The organism is Streptomyces boetiae (assembly GCF_031845405.1).
Lineage (GTDB): Bacteria > Actinomycetota > Actinomycetes > Streptomycetales > Streptomycetaceae > Streptomyces > Streptomyces boetiae.
On sequence record NZ_JAVREN010000054.1, the window covers coordinates 18,104 to 36,984 of the forward strand.

Here is an 18,881-nt window from a genome sequence, read left to right on the forward strand (position 1 = left end):
CCCTCCTCTCTCCTTTTCCTTCCCCTCGACTCCCCTTTCCCGCACCGCCCTTCCCGGAGGCCGCCATGACCGGAAGCACCGCCCGCACCGCCCGCGTCCGCAGACCCGCCCGCCGCACCCTGGCCGCCGCCCTGGCCGTGACCGCGGCCGGCGTGCTCGCCGCTTGCACCAGCAACTCCACGGACGACGGCTCCTCCGGCGAGGACACCCGCCGCAACGCCGCGAGCTCCAACGACGAGCCGGGCGAGGAGGTCGTCATAGGGTTCTCCGGGCCCGAGGCCGACCACGGCTGGCTGGCGGCCATCAACTCCTTCGCCGAGGAGACGGCGGCCGAGTACGAGGACGTCGAACTCCGCGTCGCCGAGGGCACCAACGACCCCAGCACCCAGATCAGCCACATCGAGACCTTCATCAACGACGGCGTCGACGCCATCGTCCTGCTCCCCACCGACGGAGCCGCGCTCACCCAGGTCGCCACCGAGGCGATGGAGGCCGGCATCCCCGTGGTCAACGTGGACCGGGAGTTCTCGGACGAGGCCGCGGCCCGCACCACCATCCTCGGCGACAACTACGGCATGGGCGTGGCCGCCGGCGAGTACGCCTGCGGGCTGGTCCAGGAGCACGGCCTGGGCGGCGACGCGGTCATCGCCGAGATCGCGGGCCTGGACTCGCTGCCGCTGACCCAGGACCGCTCCCGCGGCTTCGCCGACGCGCTGGAGGGCTGCGGCCAGGACGTGGACAACCGGGTCGCCGCCGAGTTCACCGTCGAGTCAGGCGAGGCCGCCGCCTCCAACCTGCTCCAGGCCAGGGACAGCATCGACATCGTCTGGAACCACGACGACGACCAGGGCGTGGGCGTGATGGCGGCCTTCGAGAACGCCGGGCGCGACGAGTTCTTCTTCATCGGCGGCGCCGGCTCGGCCAACGCCATGCGCTGGATCCAGAACGGCGACATGGAGGCCACCGTCATCTACCCGGCCACCCAGGCCGCCGACGGCATCAAGCTGGCCCGCCTGATCGCCCAGCAGCGCGGCCTGTCCGACCTCGTGCAGGTGGAGGTCCCGCGCCGCATCGTCCTGGACGCCCCGGTGGTCACCGCGGACAACGTCGAGGAGTACCTCCCGATGGGCTTCGAGTCCTGATGCCCCCGGCGTTCGCCGCCGCGCCGCGACCACGGGCGTTCCCGGCGCACCCGGCACCCCCGGCGTTCCCCACGACCCCGCGGGCGCACGCGCGCCCCGGCCGAGGAAGGAGGGCTCGATGAGCCACCCCGGCACACCCGAGATCGGCATCGGCATGGTCGGCTACGCCTTCATGGGCGCGGCCCACTCGCAGGGCTGGCGCGGCGCCCGGGGCTTCCTCGCCCCGCCGCTGCGCCCGCGCCTGGCGGCCCTGGCCGGCCGCGACCGCCGGGCCGCCACCGAGGTCGCCGAGCGCTTCGACTGGGCGGAGGTGGAGACCGACTGGCGGGCGCTGATCGCCCGGGAGGACGTCGGCCTGATCGACATCTGCACCCCGGGCGACACCCACGCGGAGATCGCCATCGCCGCCCTGGAGGCCGGCAAGCACGTGCTGTGCGAGAAGCCGCTGGCCAACTCCGTGGCCGAGGCCCGCGCCATGGCCGAGGCCGCCGCGGCGGCCCGCGCCCGCGGGGTGCGGGCGATGGCCGGCTTCACCTACCGGCGGGTGCCCGCCCTGGCCCTGGCCCGGCAGCTCGTGGCCGAGGGGCGCCTGGGCACGCTGCGGCACGTGCGGGCCCGCTACCTCCAGGACTGGCTGACCGACCCCGGCGCCCCGCTGACCTGGCGGCTGCGCCGGGAGCGGGCCGGCTCGGGCGCGCTGGGCGACATCGGCGCCCACATCGTGGACCTGACCCAGTACCTGACGGGCGAGCACGTCGCCGGGGTCGCGGCCGTCACCGAGACCTTCGTGCGGGAACGCCCGCTGCCGGACGGCGGGACGGGCGAGGTGACCGTGGACGACGCCACGGCCTTCCTGGGGCGGCTGGCCGGGGGCGCGCTGGCCACCTTCGAGGCCACCCGGTTCGCCGCGGGCCGCAAGAACGCGCTGCGGATCGAGCTGAACGGCTCGGACGGCTCGCTGGCCTTCGACTTCGAGGAGATGAACGTCCTGCACTTCTACGACGCGACGGCCCACCCCTCCACCCGCGGCTTCACCCGCATCCAGGTGACCGAGCCCGAGCACCCCTACCTCGGCGCGTGGTGGCCGCCGGGCCACGGCCTGGGCTACGAGCACGCGTTCGCCCACCAGGCGGCGGACCTGCTGACCGCGATCGCGACCGGCCGGGACCCCGAGCCCTCCTTCGCGGACGGCCTGCGGGTGCAGCAGGTGCTGGCCGCCGTGGAGGAGAGCGCGGCCCGCGGCAGCGCGTGGACCGAGGTCGCCCCGGCCCCGCTGGCCAGGCCGCGCACGCCGGAGGCCGCACGATGAGCCCGCCGGTCACGCTCTTCACCGGCCAGTGGGCCGACCTGCCGCTGGAGGAGGTGGCGCGGCTGGCGGCCGGGTGGGGGTACGACGGGCTGGAGGTCGCCTGCTGGGGCGACCACCTGGACGTCCGGCGCGCCACCGAGGACGACGCCTACCTGCGCTCGCGGCGGGAGATCCTGGAACGCCACGGTCTTGGCGTGTGGGCGATCTCCAACCACCTGACGGGGCAGGCCGTCTGCGACGACCCGATCGACGCCAGGCACCGGGCGATCCTGCCCGCCCGGGTGTGGGGCGACGGCGAGCCGGAGGGCGTACGCCGCCGCGCGGCCGAGGAGATGCGGGCCACGGCTCACGCCGCGGCGGCCCTCGGCGTGGGCGTGGTCCCCGGGTTCACGGGCTCGGCGATCTGGAAGTACGTGGCGATGTTCCCGCCGGTGCCCGAGGAGGTGATCGACGCGGGGTACCGGGATTTCGCCGACCGGTGGAACCCCGTGCTGGACGCCTTCGACGCGGCCGGGGTGCGGTTCGCGCTGGAGGTGCACCCCTCGGAGATCGCCTACGACTACTGGTCCACGCAGCGGGCCCTGGACGCGGTCGGCCGCCGGGAGGCGTTCGGCCTCAACTGGGACCCCAGCCACATGCTGTGGCAGGACATCGACCCGGCCGGGTTCCTGCTGGACTTCCGCGACCGGATCTACCACGTGGACTGCAAGGACACGAAGCGGAACACGGGCAACGGCCGCAACGGGCGGCTCGGTTCGCACCTGCCGTGGGGGGATCCGCGCCGGGGCTGGGACTTCGTCTCCACGGGGCGCGGGGACGTTCCCTGGGAGGCGTGCTTCCGCACGCTGCGGCACATCGGGTACCGCGGCCCGGTCTCGGTGGAGTGGGAGGACGCGGGCATGGACCGCCTGCACGGGGCGCCCGAGGCGCTGCGGCACGTGCGCGGCCTGCTGTTCCCGCCGCCCGCGGCGGCCTTCGACGCCGCCTTCGGCGCGGAGGGCTGAGCGCCCGGTGCCCGAGCCGAACGCCCCGCCGTCCCCCGGCCGTTCGCGCGCCGGGCGCCGCGCCCTGCTCCGCGGCGCCCTGGCGGGCGCGGTCGCGGCGGCGGGCGGGTCAGCGGGCGGATCAACGGCCTGGGCGGGCGCGGCCGTTGGGGCAACGGCCGCGGCGGGCGCGGTCCCCCGGCGGGGCCGCGGCCTGGTCGATCCGGCGCGGATCAGCGTGCAGCTTTACACGCTGCGGGCCGCGCTGGAGGGCGAGCCGGGGCACGACGCGACGATGCGGGCGCTGGCCCGCATGGGCTACCGGCGCGTGGAGCTGGCCGGCTCGACGTACGGGCGGACGGCGGGGCGGCTGCGGGCGTTCTACGACCGCCTGGGCATCGCCGCGACCTCGGCGCACCACGGGCTGAGCGCGGGGCCGCGCGAACTGGCGGCCAAGCTCGCCGACGCCGTGACGCTGGGCCACGCCTGCCTGGTGGTGCCTATGCTGGACTCGGCGGAGGCCGCCGACTGGCGGCGCTGGGCGGCGCGGATGAACGCCGAGGCGCGGGCCGCCCGTTCGGCGGGCCTGCGCTACGGGTACCACAACCACGCGCACGAGTGGACGCGCGACCTGGGCGGCGGCACCACTCCCTGGGAGGTCCTCACCGCCGAACTCGACCCGGAGCTGGTGCACTTCGAGCTGGACCTGTACTGGGCGGCCACCGCCGCCGTACGCCTGGGCGAGCCGGACCCGGAGGGCTTCGCGATCCGGCTGATACGGGCCGCCCCGCAGCGCGTGCGCCAGTACCACGTCAAGGACCGCGACCCGGCGACCGGCCGCATGGCCGACCCGGGGCGCGGCGGCCTGGACTTCCCGCGGATCTTCGCGGCGCACGCGGCCGAGGAGTACGTCGTCGAGAACGACACCCCCGACACCTCCCCGCTCCGTACCGCGCGGGCCGGCCTGGCCTTCCTGCGCGGCCCGCGCTGAAAGGCCCTTCGTGCGACACCCCTTCCGGGCACCGGCGGCCCTGGCGGCCCTCCCGGCCGCCGCCGCGCTCCTGCTCGCCTCCGCGCCCCCGGGCGCCCCGGCCCCGCCGCCCCCTCCCCCGCCGGGCCCCCAACAGCCCGTCCCGGCCGACCACTTCCAGCGCGTCACCCTCAACGAGTTCCCCGGCGAGCCCATGGACCTGGCCGTGCTGCCGGACTCCCGCGTCCTGCACACCACCCGCTCCGGCGAGGTGTGGCTGCACGACCCCGCCACCGGCCGCAACACCCTGGCCGCCGCGCTGGAGGTCTACACCCACGACGAGGAGGGGCTGCAGAGCGTCGCCGTGGACCCCGGCTTCGACGGCCGCGCCAACCGCTGGGTGTACCTCTACTACGCGCCGCGCCTGGCCACGCCGACGGACGACCCTGCGACCCCGGGGATCAACGAGGGCGACGCGCCGCCCACCGACGACCCCGCCGCCCTGGCGGCGTTCCGGGGCGTCAACCGCCTCTCCCGCTTCCCGCTGGTGGACGGCCGCCTCGACACCTCCCGCGAGCAGCGCATCCTGGACGTGCCCACCGACCGGGGCCAGTGCTGCCACGTCGGCGGGGACATCGCGTTCGACGGCCGCGGGCTGCTGTACCTGTCCACGGGCGACGACACCGCCCCCTTCAGCTCGGGCGGCTACGCCCCGATCGACGAACGCCCCGGGCGCAGCCCGGTGTTCGACGCGCAGCGCACGGCTGCCAACTCGGCCGACCTGCGGGGGAAGGTGCTGCGCCTGCGGGTCGCCCCGGACGGCTCCCCCTCCGCGCCCGAGGGCAACCTCTTCCCGCCCGGCACCCCCGGGACCCGCCCGGAGATCTATCTGATGGGGCTGCGCAATCCGTTCCGGATCGAGGTGGACCGGCGCACCGGCACGCTCCTGGTGGCCGACTACTCCCCCGACGCCCCGCGCGCCGACCCGGAGCGCGGCCCGGCCGGGCACGGCAAGTGGCTCGCCGTCCGGGAGGCCGGCAACCACGGCTGGCCCTACTGCGTGACCCCGCACCTCCCCTACATGAACTACGACTTCGGCACCGGCACGGCGGACGGCCCCTTCGACTGCGCCGCGCCCGTGAACGCCTCGCCCCACAACACCGGCCTGCGGCGCCTCCCGCCGGTCAGCGCCCCGCACGTCTGGTACCCGGCCGCGGAGTCGGCGGACTTCCCCGCGCTGGGCAGCGGCGGCATCGGCCCGATGGCGGGCCCCGTCTACGCGCCCCCGCCGCGCCCCGCGCGCGGCGAGCAGCCCGTGGCCTGGCCCGAACGGTACGCCGGCGCACCGCTGTTGTACGAGTGGACCCGCGACTGGATCAAGGCGCTGCGTCTGGACCCGGGCACGGGCGCCCTGCGCGGGATGGAGGACGTGCTGCCCGGCCTGGAGCTGTCGGGGCCGATGGACCTGGAGTTCGGCCCCGAGGGCGCGCTGTACGCCCTGGAGTACGGCAAGGGGTACTTCGCGGAGAACCCCGAGGCGCGGCTGACGCGGATCGACCACCTGGGCCCGGAGGGCAACCGCACGCCCGTGCCCCGGGCCTCGGCCGACGCGGCGTCGGGGCGGGCGCCGCTGACGGTGTCCTTCTCGGGGGCGGGCAGCGAGGACGCCGAGGGCGACCGGCTGCGCTACGCCTGGGACTTCGACGCGGACGGGCGGGTGGACTCCCGGCGGCGGGAGGCGGCGTTCACCTACCGGCGTGAGGGCCTGTACCGGGCGACGCTGCGGGTGACGGACGCCGGCGGCCCGCGCCGGGGGCGTTCCGCCTCGGCCGAGGTGCTGATCGTGGTGGGCAACGAGGCGCCGCGCGTGGCGTTCTCGGCACCCGTGGCCGGGCAGGCGTTCCGGCTCGGGGACGCGGTGGCGTTCTCCGTGAGGGTCGCGGACGACCAGCCGGTGGACTGCGCGCGGGTGCGGGTGGACTACGTGCTGGGTCACGACGAGCACGGGCACCCGCAGTCCACGGCCTCGGGCTGCGCCGGGGTGATCGCCACGGCGCCGGTGGAGGGGCACGACCCCGCGCACGACCGGCTGGCCGGGGTGTTCGTCGCCCGCTACACCGACCCGGGCGCGGACGGGCTGCCGCCGCTGACGGGCAGCGCGGAGGTGGCACTGATCCCCACCGGGTGAGCGGCGCGCCGGCCTTGCCGGGGGCACGGGACCGGGGCGCGGGCCCCCGGCACGACCCGGGCGCCGATCGGGGCGGGCGGGCGTGAGGGCCGCTCGCGGCAGGAAGACTCCCCCGGGGACCCACGTACGCACCGCCTTCGGCGCGGCGGGAGCCGGGTGCCGAGGCACGGCTCCCGGCGCGCGCGAAGGCCCGACGCGCGTACGGAGGGATGCCCCGATGGACGATGCCCCGATAGGCAAAGCGAGCCGCGCCGGCGCCGGGATAGTGGGCCTGGCGGCCGGGTACTTCGCCGCCTACGTGCCCTACAGCGCGCTGGTGAAGGCCCTGTCGAACGGCGATGTGCCGGGCACCGAGGGGCCGGTGGGCGGCCTGGTGCTGCTCCCGGCCGCCGCGCTGGGCCAGTTGGCGGCGATGCCGGTCTTCCTGTCCGTGGCCGGCTGGTGGCGCTACGCCCACCGCCGCACGATCGCCGGGCGCCGCGTGGTGACCCCTGGGCCCGCCATGCTCCGCGCGTCCCTGTGGACGGCCCTGATCGTCGGCGCCACCACCCTCAACTACACCTTCCCCGGGGCCTCGATCCTGCTGATGCTGCTGCTGATGCGCGGCGGCGTGCTGATCCTGGCCCCCGTGATGGACCTGCTGCGGCGCCGGACGGTGCGGGCCGCCTCCTGGGCGGCGCTGGGGCTGAGCCTGGCGGCGGTGGCGGTCGCGCTCGGCGACGTGGAGGGGTACGGGCTGGGCCTGGGCGCCGCGCTGAGCGTGGGGCTCTACCTCGCCGGCTATGCCGGCCGTTTCGCGGTGATGAGCGCGGTGGCCAAGCGCGGCGAGCGGGAGCGGGACCGGCGGTACTTCGTGGACGAGCACATCGGGACGCCCGTCGTCCTGGTACTGCTGTGCGCGGTGCCGGCGGCGGTGGGGGCGGGCGCGTGGGGAGCGGAGCTGCGGGAGGGCTTCACCGGGTTCCTGCTGACTCCGGCGGCGGTGCCGGCGTTCCTCGTCGGGGTGCTGTACGAGGCGGTGTTCGTCCTGGGGACGTGGATCTACCTCGACCGCAGGGAGTTCACGTGGGCGGTGCCGGCCAACCGGTGCGCGAGCCTGCTGGCGGGGGTGGTGGCCTCCTTCGGCCTGACCGCGCTGGCCGGCCTCCCGCGCCCGGGGGACGCCGAGCTGCTGGCCCTGGCGTTCATCGGCGCGGCCTCCGCGGTGCTGGCCCTGCCGGGCGCGGGCCGCGGAGGCACGCCACCGGAGCGGCCGGACCGCCCGGCTAGGCTCGCTGCCGGGCGGCCCGGCGGGGGCGCCTCCCGCTGACCGGAAGGGACCACGCCATGCCCAGCCCGCACGCCTTCCCTCTGGAGCCCACCCCGGTCCACGTGCCCGACGAGGTCCTCGACGACCTGCGCGCCCGGCTCGCCCTGACCCGTCCGCCGCTGGACGAGGGGAACGAGGACGGGTCCTACGGCGTCCGGGCGGGGTATCTCCGTGAGCTGGTCGCCCACTGGCGGGACGGCTACGACTGGCGCGCGGCCGAGGCCGCCCTCAACGCCCACGAGCACTACCGGGTCGACGTCTCCGGCGTCCCCGTGCACTTCCTGCGCAAACCCGGCCGCGGCCCACGGCCGGTCCCGCTGATCCTCACGCACGGCTGGCCGTGGACGTTCTGGCACTGGTCGAAGGTGATCGACCCGCTCGCGGACCCGGCCGCCTTCGGCGGCGACCCCGCCGACGCCTTCGACGTGCTCGTGCCCTCCCTGCCCGGCTTCGGCTTCCCCGGACCGCTCACCGGCTTCCCCGACGTCAACTTCTGGAAGGTCGCGGACCTCTGGCACACCCTGATGACCGAGACCCTGGGGTACGAGAAGTACGCCGCGGGGGGCTGCGACATCGGCGGGATCGTCACCAGCCAGCTCGGCCACAAGTACGCCGACGAGCTGTACGGCATCCACATCGGCTCCGGGCTGCCGCTGGACTTCTTCACCGGCCCTCGCGCCTGGGACTTCGCCCGCAATCTGCCCCTCACCGACGAGCAGCCCCCGGAAGTCCGGGCCCGCGTCGTCGAGATGGACCGCCGCTGGGCCTCCCACCTCGCCGTGCACATCCTCGACGGCGCCACCCTGGCCCACGGGCTGAGCGACTCGCCCGCCGGGCTGCTCGCCTGGCTGCTGAAGCGCTGGGACGCCTGGAGCGACAACGGCGGCGACGTCGAGTCCGTCTTCAGCCGGGACGACCTGCTCACCCACGCCACGATCTTCTGGGTGAACAACTCCATCGCCACGTCGATGCGTTACTACGCCAACGCCAACCGCTACCCCTGGACCCCCGCCCACGACCGCACCCCCGTCGTGGAGGCCCCGGTCGGCATCACCTTCGTCACCTACGAGAACCCGCCCGGCGTCCACACCGCCGAGGACCGCGTCCGCGCCTTCAAGACCGGCCCCCTGGCTGCCTGGTTCAACCACGTCAACGTCAACGCCCACGATCATGGCGGCCACTTCATCCCCTGGGAGAACCCCGAGGCCTGGATCACCGACCTCCGCCGCACCTTTCGCGACCTCAGGCCCTGAACGCCCGCCCCCGGGGACGGCGCTTCGCAGCGCCCGGTGCGCTGGTGGAGCTGGTGCAGGCCCCGGCCCGAACGCCCCTTCCGGGGCGCCCGGTTCAGCGCAGGCCGTGGCGGCGGGCGACCATGCGTTCCACGGTGGCGCGGGGGGCGAGGCGGCGGAGGGCGAAGACGAGGGGGGCGCCTGAGCCGACGGCGTAGAGCTGCCTGGGGCGGCGGGCGTCGATGGCCTTCAGGACGGTGGCGGCGACGCGTTCGGCCGTGATGCCGGCCGCCTCGTTGGCGTTCAGCGCGGCGAGCATCGTGTGGTACTCGGCGGCGAACGGCGAGCCGTCGCGGAGGTACTGGGTGCGGCGCTCGCTGATGCCGGTGGCGATCGAGCCGGGCTCCACGGTGGTGATGCCCACGCCGTACCCGGCGACCTCGCGGCGCGCGGCGTTCGCGAAGCCCTTGATCGCCGCCTTGGAGGCGACGTAGGAGGAGCGGTAGGCGAGCGGGAAGCTGGCCAGCATCGAGCCGACCATCACCACGCGGCCGTAGCCGCGCTCCCGCATCCCGGGCAGCAGCAGCTGGGTGAGGCGGACCGCGCCGAAGACGTTGATCCGGAACAGCCGCTCGACCGCCCCGGGCGGCAGCTCCTCCAGCGGGCCGCTCTGGCTCTCGCCCGCGTTGTTCACCAGGACGTCCACCGGCCCGGCCGCCTCGGCGCAGGCCACGACGCTCGCGTCGTCCGCCAGGTCCAGCGGCAGCCAGGTGACGCCGGGCACGGGGTCGGCCAGGCGGGAGGGATCGCGGCTGGTGCCCAGGACGCGGTGGCCGCGGGCGGCCAGCGCGGCGGCCACGGCGGCGCCGATGCCGGAGGAGGCGCCCGTCACCAGGGCGGTGCGGGCGCTCACGCCAGGCTCCGGGCGAGGGCGCGGCCGGCGGCGCGGCCGGAGAAGATGCAGCCGCCGAGGAAGGTGCCCTCCAGGCCACGGTACCCGTGCACCCCGCCGCCGCCGAAGCCGGCGACCTCGCCGGCCGCGTACAGCCCGTCGAAGACCTCGCCGTCCGGGCGGACCACCTGGGAGTCGAGGGTGGTCTCCAGGCCGCCGAGGGTCTTGCGGGTGAGCAGGTGCAGCCGGACGGCGATCAGGGGCCCGTGGGCCGGGTCCAGCAGGCGGTGGGGCTTCGCGACCCGGGTGATGCGGTCGGCGAGGTAGGAGCGGGCGTTGCGGATGGCCATCAGCTGGAGGTCCTTGGCGTAGGGGCTGCCGGCCTCGCGGTCGCGGGCGCGTACCTCGCGCTCGACGCGGGCCAGGTCGAGGGGCGGGCCGGGGGCGATGGCGTTCATCCCGGCGACCAGCTCAGGCAGGGTGCGGCGGACCACGAAGTCCTCCCCGTGGTCGAGGAAGGCCTGCACGGGCCCGGGGGCGCCCTTGCGGACCCGGGAGAGCACCAGCTTCAGGTCCTTGCCGGTGAGGTCGGGGTTCTGCTCGGAGCCGGAGAGCGCGAACTCCTTCTCCACGATCGAGCGGGTGAGGACGAACCACGTGTAGTCGTGGCCCGTGGCCAGGATGTGCCGGAGCGTGCCGAGCGTGTCGTGGCCGGGGAAGAGGGGTGCGGGCAGGCGGCGGCCGGTGGCGTCCAGCCACAGCGAGGACGGGCCGGGGATGATGCGGATGCCGTGGCCCGGCCAGATCGGGTCCCAGTTGCGGATGCCCTCGGTGTAGTGCCACATGCGGTCGCGGTTGACGACCGAGCCGCCGGCGCGCTCGGCGATCCCGAGCATCCGGCCGTCCACGTGGGCGGGAACGCCGCAGATCATCGAGGCGGGCGCGGGCCCGAGGCGGTCCGCGGGCCAGTTCTCCCGGACCAGCTCCTGGTTGGCGCCGATGCCCCCGGAGGTGACGACGACGGCCTGGGCGCGCAGCTCGAACGCGCCCGCGCCCTCCCGGGTGGAGGCCACGCCGCGCGGCTGCGGCGAGGGGGCCAGGACGGTGCCGCGCACGCCGACGGCCGCGCCGCCCTCGACGATCAGCTCGTCCACCCGGTGGCGGAAGCGGAAGGTGACCAGGCCCCGGGCGGCGGCCCGCAGGACCGGCTCGCGGAAGACGCGCACGACCTCGGGGCCTGTGCCCCAGGCGATGTGGAAGCGGGGCACGGAGTTGCCGTGGCCGGTGGCGGCCCCGGCGCCGCGCTCGGCCCAGCCGACGGTCGGGGTCAGGCGCAGGCCCAGGTCCCGCAGGTAGGAGCGCTTGGGCCCGGCGGCGAAGTCGACGTACGCCTCGGCCCAGCGGCGCGGCCAGCGGTCCTCGCGCTCGCGGTCGAAGCCGGCGGAGTCCATCCAGTCGGCCAGGGCCAGCTCGTGGGAGTCCTTGATGCCCATCCGTCGCTGCTCGGGGCTGTCGACCAGGAAGAGGCCGCCGAGGGACCAGAACGCCTGGCCGCCGAGGTTGGCCTCGTTCTCCTGGTCGAGCAGGATCACCCGCCGGCCGGCGCGGGCCAGCTCGTACGTCGCGACCAGGCCGGCCAGCCCGGCTCCCACGACGATCACGTCGGCGCTGTCGCTCACGGCGCTCTACCTTTCTGTCCGGGCTGCTCGGGCCGCTGGGTCCGCTCGGTCCGTCGGCGCGGCCCGGCGTCCGGGGCCGGGGGCGCTGTAGCTGTCCAGCACGTGGCGGAAGAGGGCCTCGCGGCGGCGGCGCGGCTCCTCGTTGCCGGGTTCGAGGAGGACCTGCGCGGAGGTGCCGTCGTGCACCGCCACCAGGGCCTGGCCCAGCGCCGCCTCGTCGGGGACGACCCGCCCGTCGCGGCGCAGGGCGGCGGTGACCAGGGGCAGGACCGTCTCCTGGATGGCGCGCTCGCGGGCCACCATCACGTGCCGCAGCGAGGGGTTGCGCAGGGCGTGGGCGGTGAACTCGGCCGTCACCCGGAACCACGCGTCCTCGACGGGGATGGCGGTGAGCGCCGCGCGCAGCGTCTCCTCGGGCCCGGCGTCGGCGGGGACGGCGGCCAGCGCGGCGCGCAGGGCGTTGAGCATCCGCACCGAGCGCTCCTCCCACATGGCCAGGAACAGCTCGTCCAGGGACGTGAAGTTGGAGTAGAAGGCGCCGCGCGTGTAGCCGGCGCGCTCGCAGACCTGCTCGACGGTGGAACGGCCGAAGCCCTCCTCAGCGAACACCTGGAGCGCCGCGTCGAGCAGCCGCTGCCGGGTCCTGGCGCGCCGGGCGGTGGTCCGCCCCGCCGCCGTTCCCCTCGCCGCTGCCCGCGCCGTCGCCCCGCTCACGCCCGCTCTCCTTGCCTCGCCTCGATCGGATACGGGAACGTATCCGATACACGCACGCATCGGCAAGGGGGCTCGCGGCCCGGCGGGTGAACGCCCTAGAGTCGGCGCATGACGGATGGTGACGCTTCGGCGACGGAGGACCCGGCGGAACGGCCCGCTCCTTACCCGCCCTCTCCCTGGCACCTGGCCGGGGACATGTACGTCTCGGCCTGGCTGGTGCCGGTCGCCGACCTGCCGCGCTGGCGGCTCGCGCCCGGCGTGCGCCCCTGGGTGCTGGGCGGACGGTGCACGCTGCTGACGTTCTGGGTGGACTACAGCGAGGGCAGCGTCCTGGAGTACCGCGAGCTGCTCGTCGCCCTGACCGTCCGCCACGGCCGGGGCCTGGCGGCGGCGGCCGTCGCGGTGTGGGTGGACGACGAGCGCTCCCTGGCGGGCGGCCGGGCCCTGTGGGGCATCCCCAAGGAGCTGGGCACCTTCCGCTTCGCCCACGGCGGCCTGGAGGCGAGCGAGGCGGGCTCGTTCGAGGGCACGCTCACCCCGGGCGGCGGCCGGCCGGTCAACGTCCGCTACCGCGACCGCTTCTCCCTGCCCGGCGCCCTCCCGCTGCGCTGGCGCCTGGTCCAGCGCCGCGAGGGCGAGCCCTGCGTGGCCCCCTACCGCCTCTCCGGCCGCGCGACCGTGGGCCACGCCACCCTGACCGCCCCCACGACCGGCCCCCTCTCCTTCCTCCACGGCCGCAAGCCCCTGGCCTCCCTGGCCCTGCGCGACTTCACCTTCCGCTTCGGGGCGTAGGGGCGCGCCCGGCGCTCAGGGCCGCGGCTCGTCGACGCCCCGGCTCTCCCCCCGGCGCTCCGGCCGCGGCGGGGGTCAGGGGGCCGGAGCGGCCAGGAGGCGGAGGAGGATGGTGAGGACGGCGTCCTCGCGGGCGGGCAGGAGGGCGGTCGTTCCGGCGGCGAGGTGGGAGCGGACCAGGGCGGCGACCGCGCCGACGGCGGCCAGGCAGACCTCCTCGTCGGCGGGGGCCAGGCCGGGGGCGGCTGCCGCGGCGCGCTCGTGCCACAGGCGCAGGAGGGCGGCGAAGCCGCGGGCGTTCTCGGCGTCCATGCGCAGCCCCTCGGGGCCCGCGGCGGGCAGTTCGAACGCCAGGCAGCGGGTGTACTCGGGCTCCTGCGCGCACAGCGCGAGGTAGGCGCGCACCGCGGCGCGCAGCGAGGCGGCGGCGTCCCAGGGGCGGCCGGCGGCCTCGTGCGCCTCGCGGATCTCCTCGGAGGCCGTGAACAGGCGCTCGTTGACCAGGCGCGTGGCGGCGGCGGTGGCGCCGAGGAAGCAGTCGCCGAGCCCGCCGAAGTGGGCGTAGAAGACGTCGCGGGAGACCCGGGCGCGCTTGACGACGTCGGTGACCGTGGTGCGCGCGAAGCCCTTCTCGGCCACGGCGGCGATGACCCCCCGGGCCAGCCGCTCGCGCTGGGCGCGGCGGACCACCTCGCCGGGGAGCCTGCTGCGGCCCCGGGGCAGTCCGGGCCGGTCGGGCGGGTGGACCCCGGCCAGGCGGGCGGGCGGCTCGGGGGGCGGCATGGGGGCCAGTGTACGAACGCGCGTGAGCGGAGTTGTGCGCTCCCGCCAAGCCGTCAGGTACCGTCTCGTACCTCAATGCTCAACCCGGGGCGGAGGCGTTGCGGGGCCCGCCGCGGCCCGGCAGCCTCCCAGAAGGACACGAGAGTCCTTATGAGAGAGGATCTGCCATGCGCTTTCGCAGGGCCACCCGGCCTCCCCACTCGAAACGCACCCGCTCGCGCCCGCCCGGGACGCCGCGCCGCGCCTCCCGGCTGTGGCGGCCCGCCGGCCTGGCGGCAGGCGTCACGGCCGTGCTCGCCGCCGTGTTGCTGCCCGCCTCCCAGCAGCCCGCCCAGGCGCTCGACCCCGTCGACGTGCCCTCGATCGGCGCGGACACCGGCCGTTTCAACCTGCCGATCGCCTGTCAGATCAGGCTCGGCCCGCTGCCGATCTTCACCCTGAACACCGACGTGGACGTGCAGGGCGTCGCGCCCGTCACCCTCGGCCCCGGCCAGGAGTTCTGGCTCAACCAGGGCTCGGGCAGCATCACCTTCCCCTCCTGGCTCACCTCCCTGGCCCCCTTCGCGGGTATCGGCGCCGCCGACGCGGTCGTCAACGACCTGAGCATCGGCGCCCGCAACGCCAGCCCCGAGGCGATCAACATCGCTGCGGAGGACCCCTTCGAGATCGACGGCATCCCCATCCAGGCCGGCCAGGAGCTGACCGTCGGCCTGCCCCTGGAGGGCACCTTCGAGGTCGGGCCCTTCACGGCGCCCGACGAGGGCACCGTCACCTTCGAGTTCGTCCGCGCCCAGGTGGACGTCACCCTGCACACCTTCTTCGGCCCGCTGGACATCACCGCCGACTGCCGCGCCAGCCAGGGCAACGCGCTGCTGACCGTGGCCGTGGGCGGCCCGGCCGGACAGCCCCCCGCCTACTTCCAGAACGAGCCCCTCAACTTCCCCGAGCCGGCTTCCAACGAGGTCGACGGCATTATCAACGCCCCCTACAGCTGCGAGCTGGAGGACGTGATCACCGCGGACGTCGGCATCGCGGTCGGGGGCAGGTTCCCGCTGTCCATCCGCCGCGGGGAGACGTTCTCGTTCACCGACGCCTCCGGGGCGCTGACCATCCCGGCCGAGACGGTCAACCAGATGCTCGACGTCGGCTATGAGACGGCCGCCGGCACGGTCAGCCGGCTCGACCTCCTGGTCCAGGGCGGAACGCCCCGGGTGGACAACGTCATCGACCGGCCGATCGAGATCCCCGAGACCCGGCTGGTGCGCAACCAGCCCATCGTGGTCCCGCTCCCGGCCGACGGCACCCTCACCGCCGGGCCCTACACCCCCGCCCCCGGCACCACGAACATGATCATCGGCACCGGCGCCGCCGAGGCCGAGTTCGTCTTCGAGGGCGACGGCGGCACGGTCGAGGCCACCGGCACCTGCGAGGAGCCGGAGGTCCCGGTCTACCTCGTCGACGTCGCCATCCTCTGACCGACCGCCCCACCGACGCGTCCCCCGCCCCTACCGTCCGTGCCCACGGGGCGGGGGACGCTCCCGCGCGAACGCCCGGCGCCCGCGCGGGCCGCGCGCAAGGCCCGCGGAGGCGCGCCACGTTCGGGTGAGCGTGGGAGCCGAATGGCGTAACTCCCCCGCGGGCGGGGAGTCTTCTTCCCATCCAGGGCCGCCCGCGGGCGGCGGCCCGCATCCAGCCTGGCGGGCGCTATGCACGAGACGGTGGAGCGGGCGCCGGCGGCGGTGGTCACCGGCGCCGGGCGGGGCATCGGGCGGGCGGTGGCGCAGGCCCTGGCCGCCCGGGGATACCGGCTGCTGCTGGCCGACCTCGACGGGCAGGCCGCCGAGCGCGCCGCGGAGGCCGCGGGCCCCGGGCACCTGTCCGCCGCCGCGGACGTGGCCGACGGTGCGGCCCTGCGCGAGCTGGCCGGTGCGGCCCTGGCCGCCTTCGGCCGCCTCGACGTCTGGATCAACAACGCGGGCATCCTCCCCGCGGGACCCCTCTCCTCGCAGACCGACCCGCTGCTCGCCCGCACCCTGGCCACCAACGTCGGCGGAGTGCTGCACGGCTGCCGCGCCGCCCTGGAGGTGATGCTCCCGCGCCGCTCGGGCCACATCGTCAACGTCTCCAGCGTCTGCGCCGTCAAGCCCCTGGCCGGCCTCGCGGTCTACAGCGCGAGCAAGGCCGCCGTCGCCGCGCTGAGCGAGTCCCTGCGCCGCGAGTGCCGCGGCCGGGGCGTGCGGGTCAGCGCCGTGCTGCCCTACCTCACCGGCACCGCCGCGGGCGCCGGGCTCCGGCCGCGGCTGCTGCGCCCGCTGTCCCCGGAGGACGTGGCCCGCGCCGTGGTCGCCACGGCCGAAGGGCCCGCCCGCGCGCGGGTGTTCGTGCCGCGCCGCCTGGGGTGGGCGCTGCCCTGGGGCGGGCTGCTGCCGGACCGGGCGCGCGACGCCATGGACGCGCTGCTGGGCATGGACCGCCTCGCGCTGGACGCCGACACGGGGGAACGAGCAGGGTATGCGGCCGAGCTGGGCAGCCTCCCCCCGCCGCCCCCGAGGCCGGGCCGCCCCGGGGAAGGGGGACGCGGGTGAACGGCACGGTGGCCCAACCCACACAGAAAACGCACAGAAACGGGGAACCGCCCTGCGGTTCCCGCCCGTTGCCCGGTCGGGTTCCGTCAATAACAGAAGCAATGGCTACCGAGCCGGCCACGACCCTCAGGCCTGACCGAGCACACGGGAGACACCATGGGGCGCAGTGCCATAGCGCTGCTCGCGCTGCTGTTCTCCATGTTGCTCCCGCACTCGGTGGAGCCGCAGCGGCCGGACGCCCCGGCCGTCGCGGCGGAACGGCCCGATTCCCGGGCCGCGGCGCCGGGTTCCCTCACCGACGAGGCATACGCCCGGCTTCCCGTCGGCCGGTCCGGCACGGCGGGCTCTGACACCTCGGGACGCCTGGTACGCGTCCACCACCTGACCGTTCCGGCACCGGGGGCCAGCCCATGGGGGCACCCCCGGACGAAGTCCGGGGGAGAGCCCGTGCTGTCGGCCGCGGAGGCCGCCGCCGGCCCCGCGCTCGTCACGACCGCAAGAGACAGACGGTCCCCGAGCGCCGGTCAGGCCCCCACCGCTGCGACGCTGCAGACGTTCCGCTGCTGACGGGCAGCCCACCCCCTCCGGCCCCGGCCGGTCGGTGACGCCCGGTCCGCGCGGCCGGTCCCGTCCCGTCCCCACCCTCCCAGCCCGTTCCCGTGCTTCCCGGCCTGCCCGGAACCACCCCCTCGAAGGGGCGTCCCCCTCCGGCCGGAAGACCCTCCCGCGCCGCCGCGCCGCCTCGCGCTGCCACCACGCCGTGGCACCGCGCCCGGCCGCCGTCCGCGGGGCCCCCGGGCCGGGGCCGGTCGTCACCTCCGCACGGCGCCGTGCGTTGTCCACCCCCACCCCTTTTGGAAGGACCCCCGTGTCTTCGTCGCTCAGCGAGCCGATCCGGCGTGCCCTGCGCACCGATCTCACCTCCTCCCTGGTCGTCTTCCTCGTCGCCCTCCCCCTGTGCGTCGGCGTGGCCGTCGCCTCCGGCGTCCCCGCCGAACTCGGCCTGGTCACCGGAATCGTCGGCGGCCTGGTCACCGGCCTGCTGCCCGGCAGCAGCCTCCAGGTCTCCGGCCCCGCGGCCGGCCTGACCGTCCTCGTCCACGAGACCGTCGGCACCTACGGTCTGGCCGCTCTCGGCGCGATCGTGCTGGCCACGGGGCTGATCCAGCTCGGCCTGGGCGCCCTGAAGCTGGGGCGCTGGTTCCGCGCCATCTCCGTCGCCGTGGTCGAGGGCATGCTCGCCGGCATCGGCCTGGTGATCATCGCCGACCAGCTCTACGCCATGGCCGACGCGGACGCCCCCGCCCGCGGCCTGGACAAGATCACCGGCCTGCCCGGCCTGGCCGCCGACCTGGCCGGCGGCACCGCGTCCCTGTCCGCCTTCGCCGTCGGCGCGGGCACCATCGCCGTCATCGTGCTGTGGAGCCGGATGCCGGCCCGGATCCGCGTGGTGCCCGGCGCCCTGGCCGCCGTGGTCCTGGCCACGGCCGTCACCTCGCTGGGCGGCCTCTCGGCCGAGACGGTGCGCGTGGAGGGCCTGTTGTCGGCGATCCAGCCGCCGGGCATGGACAGTCTCGGCGACCTGGCCGGGATCGGCGTGATCGGCACCGTTGTGGCGTTCACCCTGATCGCCTCCGCCGAGAGCCTGTTCAGCGCCGCCGCCGTGGACCGCCTGCACGACGGCCCGCGCACCGACTACGACAAGGAGCTGATGGCGCAGGGCGCGGGCAACACGGTCTGCGGGGCCCTGGGCGCCCTGCCGCTGACGGCCGTGATCGTGCGCAGCTCGGCCAACGTCCAGGCGGGCGCGAAGACCAAGGCCTCCCGCGTGCTGCACGGCGTGTGGCTGCTGCTGTTCGCCGCGCTGTTCCCGGCCGTCCTGGGCATCCTCCCGCTCGCCGCGCTGGCGGGCGTGCTGGTGCACGCCGGCTTCAAGCTGCTGCCCCTGCGGCGCCTGGTGCCGCTGTGGCGCGAGCACCGCGGCGAGGCCGTGGTCCTGACGGTCACGGCCCTGGCCATCGTCTCGGTGAACATGTTCGAGGGCGTGCTGATCGGCCTGGCCCTGGCGGTCATCAAGACGGCCTGGGACACCTCCCACATCCACACCGAGGTCCACGACGACGGCGAGGGCCCGGTGCGCGTGGCCATCTCCGGCAACGCCACCTTCCTGCGGCTGCCGAAGATGCTGGACGCGCTGGAGGCACTGCCCGCCGACCGGGCCGTGGAGCTGGACCTCAGCGACCTGCGGCACGCGGACCACGCCTGCCGCACGGCGCTGAACGCCTGGACCGAGCGGCACAACG

Annotated in this window: 15 protein-coding genes; 11 read left to right on the forward strand and 4 right to left on the reverse strand. The window is 75.7% G+C overall.

Annotation, left to right across the window (positions count from 1 at the left end):
• The first annotated feature begins 65 nt into the window (after positions 1–65).
• From RM780_RS24340 to RM780_RS24370, 7 genes are all read left to right on the forward strand, one after another.
• Positions 66–1,142, forward strand: coding sequence for a substrate-binding domain-containing protein (locus RM780_RS24340; RefSeq protein WP_311633032.1), 1,077 nt, complete (start codon positions 66–68; stop codon positions 1,140–1,142).
• Between the two features lie 118 nt (positions 1,143–1,260).
• A complete protein-coding gene (locus tag RM780_RS24345) occupies positions 1,261–2,451 on the forward strand; it encodes a Gfo/Idh/MocA family protein (protein WP_311633033.1) in 1,191 nt (396 codons plus the stop codon).
• On the forward strand, positions 2,448–3,455 hold the full coding sequence (locus tag RM780_RS24350; RefSeq protein ID WP_311633034.1) for a sugar phosphate isomerase/epimerase family protein: 1,008 nt from the start codon (positions 2,448–2,450) through the stop codon (positions 3,453–3,455). Before RM780_RS24345 ends, RM780_RS24350 begins: the two co-directional genes overlap by 4 nt.
• 7 nt (positions 3,456–3,462) lie before the next feature.
• Positions 3,463–4,425, forward strand: a complete 963-nt coding sequence (locus tag RM780_RS24355) for a sugar phosphate isomerase/epimerase family protein (protein WP_311633035.1) — start codon at positions 3,463–3,465, stop codon at positions 4,423–4,425.
• Between the two features lie 10 nt (positions 4,426–4,435).
• A complete protein-coding gene (locus RM780_RS24360; RefSeq protein WP_311633036.1) occupies positions 4,436–6,592 on the forward strand; it encodes a PQQ-dependent sugar dehydrogenase in 2,157 nt (718 codons plus the stop codon).
• 217 nt (positions 6,593–6,809) lie between these two features.
• Positions 6,810–7,901 carry a hypothetical protein gene (locus RM780_RS24365; RefSeq protein ID WP_311633037.1) on the forward strand — a complete coding sequence of 364 codons (1,092 nt, stop codon included), beginning with the start codon at positions 6,810–6,812 and terminating at the stop codon, positions 7,899–7,901.
• Between the two features lie 17 nt (positions 7,902–7,918).
• Complete coding sequence (locus RM780_RS24370; protein WP_311633038.1) at positions 7,919–9,154, forward strand: epoxide hydrolase family protein; 1,236 nt, start codon at positions 7,919–7,921, stop codon at positions 9,152–9,154.
• A gap of 94 nt (positions 9,155–9,248) precedes the next feature.
• Here the strand turns inward: RM780_RS24370 and RM780_RS24375 are convergent, their stop codons facing one another.
• The 3 genes from RM780_RS24375 to RM780_RS24385 are packed head-to-tail and all read right to left on the reverse strand — an operon-like array spanning position 9,249 to position 12,418.
• Complete coding sequence (locus RM780_RS24375) at positions 9,249–10,046, reverse strand: SDR family oxidoreductase (protein WP_311633039.1); 798 nt, start codon at positions 10,044–10,046, stop codon at positions 9,249–9,251.
• Positions 10,043–11,704, reverse strand: coding sequence for an FAD-binding dehydrogenase (locus RM780_RS24380; protein ID WP_311633040.1), 1,662 nt, complete (start codon positions 11,702–11,704; stop codon positions 10,043–10,045). The genes RM780_RS24375 and RM780_RS24380 overlap by 4 nt, the downstream gene beginning before the upstream one ends.
• 6 nt (positions 11,705–11,710) lie before the next feature.
• On the reverse strand, positions 11,711–12,418 hold the full coding sequence (locus RM780_RS24385) for a TetR/AcrR family transcriptional regulator (protein ID WP_311633041.1): 708 nt from the start codon (positions 12,416–12,418) through the stop codon (positions 11,711–11,713).
• Between the two features lie 108 nt (positions 12,419–12,526).
• Between RM780_RS24385 and RM780_RS24390 the strand changes: the two genes are divergently transcribed.
• A complete protein-coding gene (locus RM780_RS24390; RefSeq protein WP_311633042.1) occupies positions 12,527–13,210 on the forward strand; it encodes an acetoacetate decarboxylase family protein in 684 nt (227 codons plus the stop codon).
• A gap of 75 nt (positions 13,211–13,285) precedes the next feature.
• Here the strand turns inward: RM780_RS24390 and RM780_RS24395 are convergent, their stop codons facing one another.
• On the reverse strand, positions 13,286–13,993 hold the full coding sequence (locus RM780_RS24395) for a TetR/AcrR family transcriptional regulator (RefSeq protein WP_311633043.1): 708 nt from the start codon (positions 13,991–13,993) through the stop codon (positions 13,286–13,288).
• A 167-nt stretch (positions 13,994–14,160) separates the two neighbouring features.
• Between RM780_RS24395 and RM780_RS24400 the strand changes: the two genes are divergently transcribed.
• The 3 genes from RM780_RS24400 to RM780_RS24410 form a co-directional block, all read left to right on the forward strand.
• Entirely contained in the window at positions 14,161–15,468 is a 1,308-nt protein-coding gene (locus tag RM780_RS24400) for a DUF6801 domain-containing protein (RefSeq protein WP_311633044.1), read from the forward strand.
• Between the two features lie 231 nt (positions 15,469–15,699).
• Positions 15,700–16,578, forward strand: a complete 879-nt coding sequence (locus RM780_RS24405) for an SDR family NAD(P)-dependent oxidoreductase (protein ID WP_311633045.1) — start codon at positions 15,700–15,702, stop codon at positions 16,576–16,578.
• Positions 16,579–17,446: 868 nt separating this feature from the next.
• On the forward strand, positions 17,447–18,881 hold a 1,435-nt coding region (locus RM780_RS24410; RefSeq protein ID WP_311633046.1), incomplete at its 3' end, for a SulP family inorganic anion transporter.